The 12,736-nt window shown below is 67.2% G+C and carries 11 protein-coding genes and 2 riboswitches; of the genes, 6 read left to right on the top strand and 5 right to left on the bottom strand.

What is annotated here, in order from left to right; genetic code table 11:
- Positions 1–84: 84 nt before the first annotated feature.
- Positions 85–585: an Lrp/AsnC family transcriptional regulator gene (locus BLR41_RS08085; protein WP_092627378.1), complete on the bottom strand. Its 501-nt coding sequence runs from the start codon at positions 583–585 to the stop codon at positions 85–87.
- A 100-nt stretch (positions 586–685) separates the two neighbouring features.
- Between BLR41_RS08085 and BLR41_RS08090 the strand changes: the two genes are divergently transcribed.
- The 3 genes from BLR41_RS08090 (at position 686) to BLR41_RS08100 (ending at position 3,879) form a co-directional block, all read left to right on the top strand.
- On the top strand, positions 686–1,294 hold the full coding sequence (locus BLR41_RS08090) for a LysE family translocator (protein WP_092627379.1): 609 nt from the start codon (positions 686–688) through the stop codon (positions 1,292–1,294).
- Positions 1,295–1,403: 109 nt separating this feature from the next.
- On the top strand, positions 1,404–2,996 hold the full coding sequence (dacB, locus tag BLR41_RS08095) for a D-alanyl-D-alanine carboxypeptidase/D-alanyl-D-alanine endopeptidase (RefSeq protein WP_245693997.1): 1,593 nt from the start codon (positions 1,404–1,406) through the stop codon (positions 2,994–2,996).
- Positions 2,997–3,201: 205 nt separating this feature from the next.
- Positions 3,202–3,879: a DedA family protein gene (locus BLR41_RS08100; RefSeq protein WP_092627380.1), complete on the top strand. Its 678-nt coding sequence runs from the start codon at positions 3,202–3,204 to the stop codon at positions 3,877–3,879.
- Between the two features lie 128 nt (positions 3,880–4,007).
- Here BLR41_RS08100 and bioB read toward each other — a convergent pair whose 3' ends face one another.
- The 4 genes from bioB to BLR41_RS08120 form a co-directional block, all read right to left on the bottom strand.
- A complete protein-coding gene (bioB, locus tag BLR41_RS08105; protein WP_092627572.1) occupies positions 4,008–5,069 on the bottom strand; it encodes a biotin synthase BioB in 1,062 nt (353 codons plus the stop codon).
- A 208-nt stretch (positions 5,070–5,277) separates the two neighbouring features.
- On the bottom strand, positions 5,278–6,558 hold the full coding sequence (gene glyA, locus BLR41_RS08110; RefSeq protein ID WP_092627573.1) for a serine hydroxymethyltransferase: 1,281 nt from the start codon (positions 6,556–6,558) through the stop codon (positions 5,278–5,280).
- Between the two features lie 50 nt (positions 6,559–6,608).
- A complete protein-coding gene (gene gcvT / locus BLR41_RS08115) occupies positions 6,609–7,712 on the bottom strand; it encodes a glycine cleavage system aminomethyltransferase GcvT (RefSeq protein WP_092627381.1) in 1,104 nt (367 codons plus the stop codon).
- Positions 7,713–7,746: 34 nt separating this feature from the next.
- A riboswitch (glycine riboswitch) is annotated at positions 7,747–7,843 on the bottom strand.
- A riboswitch (glycine riboswitch) is annotated at positions 7,844–7,982 on the bottom strand.
- 163 nt (positions 7,983–8,145) lie between these two features.
- Complete coding sequence (locus tag BLR41_RS08120; RefSeq protein WP_092627382.1) at positions 8,146–8,778, bottom strand: TetR/AcrR family transcriptional regulator; 633 nt, start codon at positions 8,776–8,778, stop codon at positions 8,146–8,148.
- A 174-nt stretch (positions 8,779–8,952) separates the two neighbouring features.
- On the opposite strand from BLR41_RS08120, the gene BLR41_RS08125 reads away from it, so the two are divergent.
- From BLR41_RS08125 to BLR41_RS08135, 3 genes are all read left to right on the top strand, one after another.
- Positions 8,953–10,587, top strand: a complete 1,635-nt coding sequence (locus BLR41_RS08125; RefSeq protein WP_218120003.1) for an AMP-binding protein — start codon at positions 8,953–8,955, stop codon at positions 10,585–10,587.
- An 11-nt stretch (positions 10,588–10,598) separates the two neighbouring features.
- Positions 10,599–11,366: a 3-oxoacyl-ACP reductase FabG gene (gene fabG / locus BLR41_RS08130; RefSeq protein WP_176797881.1), complete on the top strand. Its 768-nt coding sequence runs from the start codon at positions 10,599–10,601 to the stop codon at positions 11,364–11,366.
- A gap of 105 nt (positions 11,367–11,471) precedes the next feature.
- Positions 11,472–12,650, top strand: coding sequence for an acyl-CoA dehydrogenase family protein (locus tag BLR41_RS08135; RefSeq protein WP_092627384.1), 1,179 nt, complete (start codon positions 11,472–11,474; stop codon positions 12,648–12,650).
- The last annotated feature ends 86 nt before the right edge of the window (positions 12,651–12,736 follow it).

The raw sequence follows: 12,736 nt of genomic DNA on the forward strand, positions 1-12,736 counted from the left end.
TTCACTCCCGCCCACTCGTGCGTCGGGGAACGGCGCGCCGGGTATACACACCCCGAGCACCCGTTCCCCGCTTGCACATGCCGTTCAGCCGCGTCGCCGCGCGGGTCGCGGTGAGCGCGGCGGTGTCAACGCGCGGGTGTGCACCTGCTCCAGCACCACCGAGGTGGTGAAGTGGCGTACCTCGGTACGTGCCGAGAGCTTGTCCACCAGGAAACTCTGCAGATGCGCGCTGTCCGTCACCGCGAGGTGAAGCAGGAAGTCGGCCTGCCCGCTCACGTGCAGTAGGGACCGTGTTTCGGGCTGGGCCATCACGAACTCGCGGAAGGATTCGACCACAGCCCGGGTGTGCGGACGTACGTTGATCGAGACCACCGCCTCCAGCGTGAGCCCGGTGGCTGCCGGATCCACGTCGATGTGCGACCCGGTGATCACACCCTGTTCCCGGAGTCTGCGTACTCGCTGCAGGCAGCTCGACGCGGCGAGGCCGATCCGCTCGGCCAACGTCCGGTTGGCCAAGGTCGCGTCGTTCTGCAACTCCTCCAGGATTCGCCAATCCACCGAATCCAGTTCCGCTGAACTCGTCATAACCGAACTTTCTGTGTCGTAGCTGGATCGAACACGAACGATTAACCCACTATAGCCCCAGCTTTCGAAGAATTGTCGGTTCGAGCGCGAGGAGTTCGCAGTGCACATCGCTTGGGGGTCGTTCCTGCTCGCCCTGCTGGTGATCATTCTGGTTCCGGGGCCGGACTTCGTGATGGTGACGCGTAGCGCCGCGACCGGGGCCCGCTGGGGATGGCTGGCCGCGGCGGGAGTGACCTGCGGGTTGCTCATTCACGCCACCGCGGCCACCGTCGGCCTCTCGGCCCTGGTGATCGCGTTCCCCGCGGCGTTGTTCGTGATCAAGGTGCTCGGTATCGGTTACCTGGTCCTGATGAGCGTTCGAATCCTGCGGCGGGCCGGTTCCACAGCCGTTGCGGGCGAGGAGGCGGCTCCGACCTCGGGACGCGCGGTTTTCCTGCGGGGGTTGCTGGTCGATGTGCTCAACCCGAAGGTGCTGCTCACCTTTCTGACGCTGTTGCCGCAGGCGATGGATCCCGCCGGTGATCCCATGAGACAGGCGTTGCTGCTCAGCGCCGCCGCTGTCGCCTCGTTCGCGGCCTGGTGGCTCATCGTCGTCCCCTCGGTGGGATGGTTGTCGGCCTTCCTGTCCGTGCCCAGGCGCAAACGCGTCTTCGAGCGGTGCTGCGGAGGCGCGCTGCTGGTGATGGCGAGTTCGATAGCGCTGGCGTGAGCCCGCGACACGCCCGCGTTCACCACGGTGTCGACACGTGCTCGGTTGATCGGGATCATCGTTCCTCTCGATCAGTGATGACGAGTGCGAGCGGCCCGGAGGAGTGGCGGTGCGGCGTGTCCTGGCGTTGTTGACCGGTTTCGTGATGCTTTTCGCCGTGCCCGGGGCGGCCGATCCCGTGGTGCCGCGCCAGCGGAGCCCCCGGGCGGAGGAGGAGCTGCGTGCGGATCTGGACCGGATCCTCGCGGATCCTCGATTGGCCGGTGCTTCGGTCGGAGTGGTGGTGCGCGATCCGGTGACCCACCGGATCCTCTACCGGCGGGCACCGGACCGACGTCTGATTCCCGCCTCCAATGCCAAGCTGTTCTCCTCGGCCGCGGCGCTGGAGGCGCTCGGTCCCGAGTTCCGGTTCGACACCCGCGTGCTGACCTCGGGCAGGCGCCGGGGGAACGTACTGCTCGGTGATCTCTACCTGCGCGGTGGTGGTGACCCGACGATGTCGGCCGCGGACTACCGTGCGCTCGCCGACCGGGTCGCCGACTCCGGGGTTCGGGTCGTTCGGGGGGACGTGCTGGCCGACGACTCCTACTTCGACGACCGCGCTCTCGCCAACGGTTGGATGGCCGTCGACGAGCCCTACTACTACGCACCTCCGATCTCGGCACTGACGGTCACGCCGAACAGTGACTACGATGCGGGTACAGTGCTGGTTCGACTGCGCCCGACCCGGCCGGGAATGCCGGTGCGGGTGAGTACACGGCCTGCCACCGAAGCGGTCGAGATAGTCAACCGCGCCCGTACGCTCGCCGCGGACGCCACGGGTGAGCTGTCCGTCCGTCGTGCGCACGGCACCGACCGCGTGATCGTCAGCGGCGGAATACCGGCGGGGTCCGGCACCGAGCGAGCCCTGAGCACCGTCGCCGATCCCACCACGTACGCGCTGGACGTCTTTCGCCGTGCCCTGCGCGAACGCGGTGTCACCTTCCAGGGATCCGGTGAGGGCGAGACACCGGAGCGGGCTCGGGTGATGGCCGAACACCGTTCGATGCCGCTGCGGCGGTTGCTGGTGCCCTTCCTCAAGCTCAGCAACAACGGTCACGCCGAGACACTGGTCAAGACCATGGGCAGGGTGCTGCGGGACGAGGGGAGCTGGCGGGCGGGCCTCGGGGTGGTGCGGACCGGACTGGCGGGGTTGGGAATCGACCCCGCCAAGTACCGGCTGGTGGACGGGTCGGGGTTGTCCACGCTGAACGCGGTCTCGCCCGCCCAGCTGACCGAGTTGCTCGACACCGCCCGCGACCGCCCGTGGTTCGAGGCCTGGAAGCGGGCACTGCCGCTTGCCGGTGCGCCGGACCGGATGACCGGCGGAACGCTTGGTGGCCGGATGCGCGGCACCGCGGCCGAGGGCAACGTGTCGGCCAAGACCGGTTCGATGACCGGAGTCACCGCGCTGTCCGGATACGTCCGTACTCGCACCGAGCGCCCGTTGGTGTTCTCCGTGGTGTTCAACGGATTCCTGTCGGCACCGCCTCGTGACCTGCAGGATGCCGTGGCGGTTCGGCTCGCCCGGCTCGGCACGGGGCGGCCTGGACCCGTGCCGAATCCCGGCCAACGGGATCGCTCCGCTGGCTCGGCTGTCGACATCCCGTCGACGCGCCCCGACGAATCGATGTTCGAGTGCTCCTGGAGCAAGAGCTGTTGAAGGTACGGTGCGGGAGAATCGCGTTTCGGTCCGGAGGACTCGTGACGGGCGCCGTTCCGCCCGGCCGTGACCACCCCCCCGCCCCCGTACGAATCCGCTCCCGGGAGCCTCGGGCGGGATCGGGGGTGTTTCAGGTCGATTCCGGATTCAAGTAATCGGTGTCACACGGTAGCGTGATCGATGTTACCCGGCTCTAGGAGTGTGTGTGTCTGTCGTCAGTGAACTGCTGACCGCGATCGCCGGGTTACCTCGCCCGCTGCTGGTCGTGGTCGTCGGAGCGCTGGTACTGGGTGAGTGCACACTGGGCATCGGGTTCGTGGTGCCGGGGGAGAGCGGGTTGCTGATCGCCTCGGCCGCCGTGACGGACTTCGGGTTCTTCCTGACCTTGTCCGGGTCCGTGGCGCTGTTCGCAGCGCTCGGCGACAACATCGGTTTTCTGTTCGGACGTCGCTACGGTTGGCGGCTACGGGAGAGCGCCGCGGTACGCAAGCTGGGGCAGCGGCACTGGGACCGCGCGGGAACGCTGCTCCGGCGCTATGGCGTGGGCGCGGTGTTGGTGGCGAGGTTCCTGCCCGTGGTGCGTACGCTCACTCCCGCGGCGGCGGGTTCCTCCGGGCTGGGCTACGGCAGGTTCTTGCCCGCTTCGCTGGTGGGCGCCGGAGCGTGGGCCACGTTGCACGTCGCCATCGGCTGGTTGGCGGGTGCCTCGGCCAAGTACGTCGAAAACATCCTCGGCGGAGCCGGTTGGGCCGTGGTGGGGGTGCTGGTGCTGTCCGGAACGGCCACCTGGCTCTGGCGGCGACGCAAGGCGCGGAAAACCGGTGCCGGCACAGGGGTAACCGATGACCTTTCCGGACTGGACGACCTCGACCGAGCCGCGTGACCGGTTCACCGGGATCCCACGGTCGGTGAGCCCGGGAGCTGCTGTCCGCCCCACATCCGTTCGCCGGAGGTGCGTCCGGCGCGGGGGCCCACCGAGCGGACCCCCGACACCTCGGCGGAGAGGTCCGCTCAGACGTTGCTCGCGACGTCGGTGCCGACACCACGTCTGCGGATGTTGACCAGGTCCTCGCGCTGCTGCGGCAGGGTGCCCTCGCGAGCTCCCTCGATCACGAATCCCGCGTCGGCGATCAGTTGCCGGTCCTGCTCCCCGGTTCTGCCCTCGCTGGTCAGGTAGTCGCCGAGAAAGATCGAGTTCGCCAGCTGCAGCGCCATGGCTTCCACGTTGCGCAGATGGATCTCCCGCCCTCCGGCGAGCCGAACCTCCACGTCGGGGAAGAAGAACCGGTACAGCGCCAGGATGCGCAGACACCGCTGTGGAGTCAGCCGCCACTCGCCCGCCATCGGTGTCCCCTCCATCGGGATCAGGAAGTTGATCGGCACCGAGTCCGGGTCGAGCTCCCGTAGTTCGAAGGCGAGGCTCACTACGTCCTCGTCCGACTCGCCCATTCCGAATATCGCCCCGGAACATGGGGAGAGACCGGCGCCGGTGGCGTTGCGCACCGTTTCCACCCGGTCCTCGAAGGTGTGGGTGGAACAGATCTCGGCGTAGCGCTGTTCGTTGGTGTTGAGATTGTGACTGTAGGCGTGGGCGCCGGCCGTTCGCAGCTGCTCGGCCTGCCCCGCCGCCAGCAGCCCGAGGCAGGCGCATATCTCCACCTCGGGCCGCTGCTGCTTGATCGCCCCGATCGTCTCGGCGATGCGGTCGATGTCACGTTGCCCGGGGCCGCGGCCACTGGCGACCAGACAGATGCGTTTCGCTCCGGCGTCGGCGGCCTCGCTCGCCGCGCTCGTCGCCTCTGCCGCCTTCACCCACGAGTACTTGAGGATCTCCGAGTCCGACCCCAGGCGTTGCGAGCAGTAGGTGCAGTCCTCCGGGCACAGCCCACTCTTCATGTTGATGATGGTGTTGAGTTTGACCCTGTTGCCGAAGAAGTGCCGACGTACCCGCCCCGCGGCCGCGACCACGTCGAGAACGTCGAACTCCTCGGTCAGCAGTCGTTCGGCCGCCGTGCGACTCGGGGCCTCGCGACGCAGCGCCTTCGTGACCAGCTCGTCCAGTGTGATCGTCATGCCCTCGACACTCGTCGACCGGGCGAGCCGCGACAAGATCGCGAAACCTACAACATCGCTCCCGCCGAGTTGTTCCGAATGTGGCCGCTGGTGCCGTGAAAAGTGCCGCACCCCGGAACACTTCCGGAGCGCGGCACGGTCGTGACACGTGGTCCGCGCACGGACGCCGCGGTGGCGAGCGGCTGTCCTCACGGACCCACCCGATACGTCACAGGTTCGGGTACAGCGGGTGCTTGGCCGCAAGTGCCTCCACGCGGCCGCGCAGCTTCTTGCTCACCGACTCGTCGAACTCGGAGTGCAGCGCGGTGGCGATGATCTCGGCGATCTCGGCGAAGTCCTCGGCGGCGAAACCGCGGGTGGCCAGTGCCGAGGTACCGATGCGCAGTCCCGAGGTGACCATCGGGGGGCGAGGGTCGTTGGGCACCGCGTTGCGGTTGACCGTGATACCGACCTCGTGCATCCGGTCCTCGGCCTGCTGCCCGTCCAGCTCGGAGTCGCGCAGGTCCACCAGTACCAGGTGCACATCCGTGCCGCCGGAGACGATCTGCACCCCGGCGGCCTTGGCGTCGGCGGCCTGCAGTCGATCGGCGATGATTCGGGCGCCTTCCAACGTGCGGCGCTGTCGATCGGCGAACTCCTCACCGGCGGCCAGCTTGAACGCGACCGCCTTGCCCGCGATCACGTGTTCCAGCGGGCCGCCCTGCTGGCCGGGGAACACCGCCGAGTTGAACTTCTTGCCGAGCTCCTCGTCGGAGGAGAGGATCACACCGGCACGCGGACCGCCCAACGTCTTGTGGGTGGTGGTGGTCACCACATGGGCGTGCGGCACGGGGTTGGGGTGAAGCCCGGCCGCGACCAGACCGGCGAAGTGGGCCATGTCCACCATGAGGTAGGCACCGACCTCGTCGGCGATCTCGCGGAACCGCTTGAAGTCCAGCTGCCGCGGGTAGGCGGACCAGCCCGCGATGATCACCTGCGGCTTGTTCTCCCGGGCGAGTCGGGCGACCTCGTCCATGTCGACGAGGTGGTCGTCCTCCCGGACCCGGTACGGCACCACGTTGTAGAGCTTGCCGGAGAAGTTCAGCCGCATCCCGTGGGTGAGGTGACCCCCGTTGGCCAGGTCCAGACCCAGGATCGTGTCACCCGGCTTGAGCAGCGCGAACATCGCCGCCGCATTGGCCTGCGCGCCGGAGTGCGGCTGCACGTTGGCGTAGGAGGCCCCGAACAGCTGCTTGACCCGGTCGATGGCGAGCCGCTCGATGACGTCGACGTGCTCGCAGCCGCCGTAATAGCGTTTGCCCGGGTAGCCCTCGGCGTATTTGTTGGTCAGTACCGACCCCTGAGCCTCCAACACCGACTGGGGTGCGAAGTTCTCCGAGGCGATCATCTCCAGCGTGTTCTGCTGGCGGTGCAGTTCCGCGTCGACCGCGTTGGCCACCTCGGGGTCGACCGATGCGAGCCTCTCGTTGAACAGATCGCCTGACGGCATGATCACTTACCTCCGTGTTCCTGATTCTCGGTGGAGCGGGTCGGGCGCGTTCAGCGGTTCCGGCTGTAGAAGGGCGGGTCGACGACCTCCACGGCGACTGCCTTGCCGCGAATGTCCACTTGTAACTCGGTTCCCGTCTTCGCGCAGGCGTGGTCCACATAAGCCATCGCGATCGGGTAACCCAGCGTGGGCGACGGCGCACCGCTGGTGACGACACCGATGTCGGTGCCGGCACCGTCCAGTACCCGGTAACCGTGGCGTGGGGCGCGGCGGCCCGTGCCGCGCAGCCCCACCAGTGTGCGCTCCGCGGTTCGCTCCGCGGCGTCGGCGAGCGCGGCACGTCCCACGAAATCTCCCGACTTGTCCAGCCGGACCACCCGCCCCAGATTGGCGTCGAACGGGGTCACCTCGGTGGAGAGCTCGTGACCGTGCAGCGGCATACCGGCCTCCAACCGTAGTGTGTCCCGGCATGCCAAGCCGGCGGGCTCTATCCCGTGCGGGGCGCCCGCCTCGCTGAGCGCCTGCCAAACCGTAGCGGCGTCGTTGACGGATGTGAACAGCTCGAAACCGTCTTCGCCGGTATAGCCGGTTCGAGCGAGTAGAACATCACAATTGGCTACCCTGCCGGGGTACCCAGCGAAGTACTTGACCGTTGTCAGGTCGATCTCGGTCAGCGGTGCCAGGATGTCCTTGGCCACCGGGCCCTGCACCGCGATCAGGGCGTACTCGTCGGACAGGTCGGTGCACTCGGTGTCGAAACCGCGTACCCGATCGGCCAGCTCGGCCGAGACGACGGCTGCGTTCGCGGCATTGGCGACGACGAGGAACTCCCGCTCACCGGTGCGGTAGACGATCAGATCGTCCAGTACGCCACCCGCCTCGTCACAGATCATCGTGTAACGCGCACGCCCGACGGTGATCGCCGAAGCGTTGGCCACCAGCGCGTAGTCCAGCGCCTCGGCGGCCTGGGCGCCGCTGATGCGAAGTTCGCCCATGTGCGTGAGATCGAACAGGCCCGCCGTGCCGCGTACCGCGTTGTGCTCGTTGATGTCACCCGAGTAGCGCAGCGGCATCTCCCAGCCCGCGAACTCGGTGAAGGTGGCCCCAAGCTGCTGGTGGGTCTCGTGCAGTGGTGTCTTGCGGGACGGTGACATGATGGGAACTCCTGATAGGTCGGCGCCTGGTCGGCGTCTCCCCGGAGTCATTGGCCTGAGAGTTTCACCGCGCTGTGCGGCTTGCACCGTGGGCGAGGGGCAAGTGGCCCCTGCTTTCCTCCTGAATCGCCTGGTGCCATGCGGTGATCGGGCCTGAGAGTTTGTCGGGGAGTGTTGCTCCTTCGGCGCTCCGCGCGCACGTTGGGGCCATTGCCGTGGCCGGGCAGCGATGCCGCGAGCCGAGTGCGGAGTCTCTCCCGCATGACGTCATGGGCGCACTCTTCGATTGTGGCGTGAACGCTACGTAGCCCCGGCTGTCGAGTCAACAGCAGCGCAGCCGACCGCGGCCGGATTTCCCCCGCGCGCGTGGCGCGCGGTCACTGTTGCCGATCGGTGTTCGCGTTTTGCGGGAACTCGAGGGAGGGTGCGGCACTCAGGGGATCTCGTCGAGATCCGCGTAACGTTTGCGCAGCCCTTCCGTGAAGGCATGCAGTGCCAGCTCGAAACTGGCGTTGTCGATCTCCGTCGCGTGACTGCGCAGCAGGTGTGCCTTACCGAGGTTGGGGAATCTCTCGTCGTAGATCTCGGCGTCGTCGACGAATCCGCCCGCGAACGAGCCCATCGCGCTGCCCACCACGAGATACTTCACGGAAGCCCCGATCATGGTCGCGTAGCGCTGCGGCCAACCGGCCTCGACCAGCCCGCCGTGCACCGCGTCGGCCCGGCGCAGTGCCGCTTCCCGGCGAGCGGGGCCCGAGGCGAGGAACGGCACCAGATTGGGGTGCTCCACCAACGCCCGGCGATAGGAGCGGGCCCAGACGGTCACGCCCGTGATCCAGTCCGTCTCGAAGCCGGAGACGTCTACCTGGTCCATCATCGAGTTGGCGAGATCGTGCAGCAGCTCGTCCTTGTTGGGGACGTAGTTGTACAGCGAAGCCGCCCGCACTCCCAGCCGTTCCGCCAGGCGTCGCATCGAGAGTGCCTCCAGCCCGGCGGTGTCGATGATCTCGAGCGCGGACTCCCGGATGCGCTCCATCGACAGCAGGGGTGTGCTCGGTCTGGGCAAGAATCGACCTCCGGGACCTGTTCGGGGACGAGTCCGGTTCGTTGTTCTCGAGTCTTGTCAAACGTTCTCGTCGACTTTAGGGTCTCACAAAACTAACGTCGTTAGTTAAGCTGTCGGCCGCAGTGCTGCGTGCCGCACGCGGTAGCGGCTTCTGGCGTATTGAGGAGGTCGCTGATGACCACGAATCATCCGGACACTGTGACAGGGGAGCAGCCGATGGGCACGGGTTCATCCGCCTCGCTTTCACTCGCCTCGGTGCTCGCGGAACCCGCCCGCCGTACTCCGGATGCCCCGGCCGTTCTGGAGGGGCCGGAGCGAGTCGAATACGGCGAGCTCTGGGAGCAGGTACGTCGCCACGCCGCCGCACTGCGGGATCTCGGTGTCACCGCGGGCGACCGGGTCGCCCTGGTTGCCCCGAACGTCGTGGACTTCGTCCGTGCCTATTACGCGGTGCAGGTGCTCGGGGCGGTCGTGGTGCCCGTCCCGGTGTTGCTCGTCGCTTCGGAAGCGGCCCACCTGGTCTCGGATTCGGGCGCGAGGACGATCCTGGGGCACAGCAGCCAACTGGAGCTGGCCCGGGGCTGTGCCGAACGAACCGGTGCGAACGTGGTGACCGTGGGGGACGTCGATCCCAGGCAGCGGAAGTACGACGAGCCCTCGCTGACCGAGCTGGCTGCCGAGACCGAGCCGCTGTCCGGTTTCGTGACGCGCGCGCCGCAGGACGAAGCGGTCGTCTTCTACACCAGCGGGACCACGGGCAAACCCAAGGGTGCCGTGCTGACCCAGCTGAACATGGTCATGAACGCGACGGTCAACGCGTTCGATGCCAATGACACCGATTCGAGCGATCGGGTGCTGGGCTGCCTGCCGTTGTTCCACGTTTTCGGCCAGACGGTCTCGATGAACACCACGTTCCGTGCCGGGGCCTGCCTGGTGCTGCAGCCCGCCTTCGATCCGGCACAGGCACTGCAACTGATTCGTGAGCACGGAATCACCCAGTTCAACGGGGTGCCCACGATGTTCGGCCGGATGTTGGAAGCCGCGCCCTCGGATCTGCGGTTGCCAAGCCTGCGCCTGTGCGTCTCCGGTGGGGCGGCACTGCCGGTTTCGGTGCTGGAGCGTTTCAACGAGCGGTTCGACACCCGGATCCTGGAGGGCTACGGCCTCTCCGAGACCTCACCGACCGCAACGGTCAATCAGCCCTCCATCGGGACGCGGGCGGGCACCGTGGGACATCCGTTGTGGGGTGTCGAGGTCGAGATCGCCGAGCCGGACTCCGAGCGGATCGAGCTGCTGCCCCGCGGCACCCGCGGCGAGGTCGTCGTACGCGGGCACAACGTGTTCGCCGGGTACCTCGGGAATCCGGAGGCGACCCGTGCCGCGCTCGTGGACGGCTGGTTCCGTACCGGCGACATCGGGGTCAGGGACGAGGACGGATTCCTGTCCATCGTCGACCGCAAGAAGGAACTGATCATTCGCAACGGGTACAACGTCTACCCGCGGGAGGTCGAGGAGCTGCTGCTGGAGCACCCCGAGCTGGCACAGGTGGCGGTCGTCGGGCTGCCGGACCCCACCCGTGGCGAAGAGGTCTGTGCGGTAGCGGTGCATGCCAAACTGTCAGCAGGGGATACCGACCAGTCGGTTAGCGATCGGGTGGTCGAGTGGGCCGCGACACGACTGGCGGCGCACAAGTATCCACGACGAGTGGTCTTCACCGACGAACTCCCGCTCGGGCCCAGCCACAAGGTGCTCAAACGGGAGTTGCGGGACCGGATCATTCGGGACGAACAACACGCGAGCCGAAACTGAAGGAGTGCAACGTGGCTCAACAACTGAGCGAACGAGTGGCCGTCGTAACCGGAGCCGGAAGGGGGATCGGCGCCGGTATCGCCGAGAAGCTCGCTTCCGACGGAGCCACGGTGGCGGTAGTGGACCTCGACGAGTCCACCTGCGCCGAAACCGTGCGGCGTATCACCGACGCGGGTGGGTCGGCCCTGGCCGTGGCGGCCGACGTCACCGACTCGGACTCGGTGGAACGTGCCTTCGCCCGGATCGCGGAGCAGTTGGGAACCGTCGGTGTGCTGGTCAACAACGCCGGGGTCACCAAGGACAACATGCTGTTCAAGATGTCCGAGCAGGACTGGGACGCCGTCATGGGGGTTCACCTGCGTGGTGCCTTCCTTTGCAGCAAGGCCGCCCAGCAGCAGATGGTCCCCCAGCGGTGGGGCAAGATCGTGAATCTTTCCAGCGTGTCCGCGCTCGGCAATCGCGGCCAGGCGAACTACTCCACAGCGAAAGCGGGAGTGCAGGGGTTCACCAAAACCCTGGCGATCGAGCTGGGGCCGTTCGGCATCAATGTCAACGCGATCGCGCCCGGTTTCATCGTCTCCGACATGACCGCGGCTACGGCCGAACGGCTCGGAATGACCTTCGAGCAGCTGCAGGAAGGCGCGGCAGCCGAGACACCGGTGCGCCGTGTCGGCCAGCCCGCCGACATCGCCAACGCGGTGAGCTTTCTGACCAGTGAACAGTCCTCCTTCGTCACCGGTCAGACGCTCTATGTCGACGGCGGTCGCAAGCTCGGCTGAGCCCGCTCCGCACTCGGCGCACCGGTGCGGCCGGTGCGCCGTCCCCGCCACAGTCCCGGCGATTTCCCGCGAAATCGCCGTCGCCGCCACCGAGGAAGGCTTGTCATGGTTGATTTCGCACTCTCGGACACCGAACGCGATATTCGCGACTGGGTTCGCAACTTCGTTCAGCGTGAGCTGATGCCGCTGGAACAGCAGGTTCTCGACCGGGAACGGCGTGGTGAGCGCGGTCTGACCAAGGAGGAGACCCAACAGCTGCGCGACAAGGCCCGCCAGGCGGGTTTCTGGGGGGTTCAGACCCCGGAGGAGTACGGCGGTATGGGGCTGTCAGCGGTGCTGACGGCCCTGGTCGAGGTGGAGCTCGGTCGGACGTTCGTGCCGTTCAGCTTCGGAGGAGCCGCCGACAACATCCTCTACTACGGCAACGAGGAGCAGAAACAGCGTTATCTGGTCCCGACGATCGAGGGGACCAGGAAGTCCTGCTTCGCGATCACCGAACCGGACGCCGGCTCAGATGCGAAAAATATCCGCACCACTGCCCGCAAGGAGGGGGCGGAGTGGGTCATCGACGGTGAGAAGACGTTCATCACCGGTGGCATCGACGCCGACTTCGCCATGGTCTTCGCCGTCACCGACAAGGAGAAGGGGGCAGACGGTGGCGTCACCTGTTTCCTGGTAGACCGAGACATGGGCTGGACCTCGGAACCCATCGACATCATGGGGGAGTGGGACCGGCAACCCGCCGCACTGACCTTCGACGGCGTCCGGGTGCCCGAGGAGAACGTGCTCGGCGAGGTCGGTCACGGCTTCGGACTCGCCATGCAGTGGATCGGGCGGGGCAGGTATCTGCTGCCCGCGCGCGCCCTGGGCGGCTGTGAACGCATGGTGGAAATGGCCACGGAGTACTCGCAGTCCCGCAGGACCTTCGGGGCTCCGATCGCGGACCGGCAGGCCATCCAGTGGATGGTCGCGGACTCAGCCGTCGAGATCGAGGCGTTGCGCTGGCTGGTGCTGCAGGCCGCCTGGCAGGTCGACCAAGGCATGGACTCCCGTCACGCGCAGTCCATCGCCAAGCTGCACGGCGGTGTCCGCGCCAACGAGATCGTGGATCGAGTGATGCAGATCCACGGCGGCATGGGCTACACCAGGGAACTACCCATCGAGCGCTGGTACCGGGACCTGCGACTGCTGCGCATCTTCGAGGGAACCGACGAGATCCAGCGTCGTACCGTGGCGCGAAACCTGCTCAAGGGGCATGCCTCGATACGGGGCGTGCTGGGCTGACGCCAGGTGGAGAGTACCGCCGTGCCGAGGAAGAACTCCGGCACCGCGGTTCCCACGGCTCCGTGCCGGGGCCGGGGTCTTCCGGG

The sequence above is a fragment of the Actinopolyspora mzabensis genome, from assembly GCF_900101095.1.
In the GTDB taxonomy this organism is placed as follows: Bacteria; Actinomycetota; Actinomycetes; order Mycobacteriales; family Pseudonocardiaceae; genus Actinopolyspora; species Actinopolyspora mzabensis.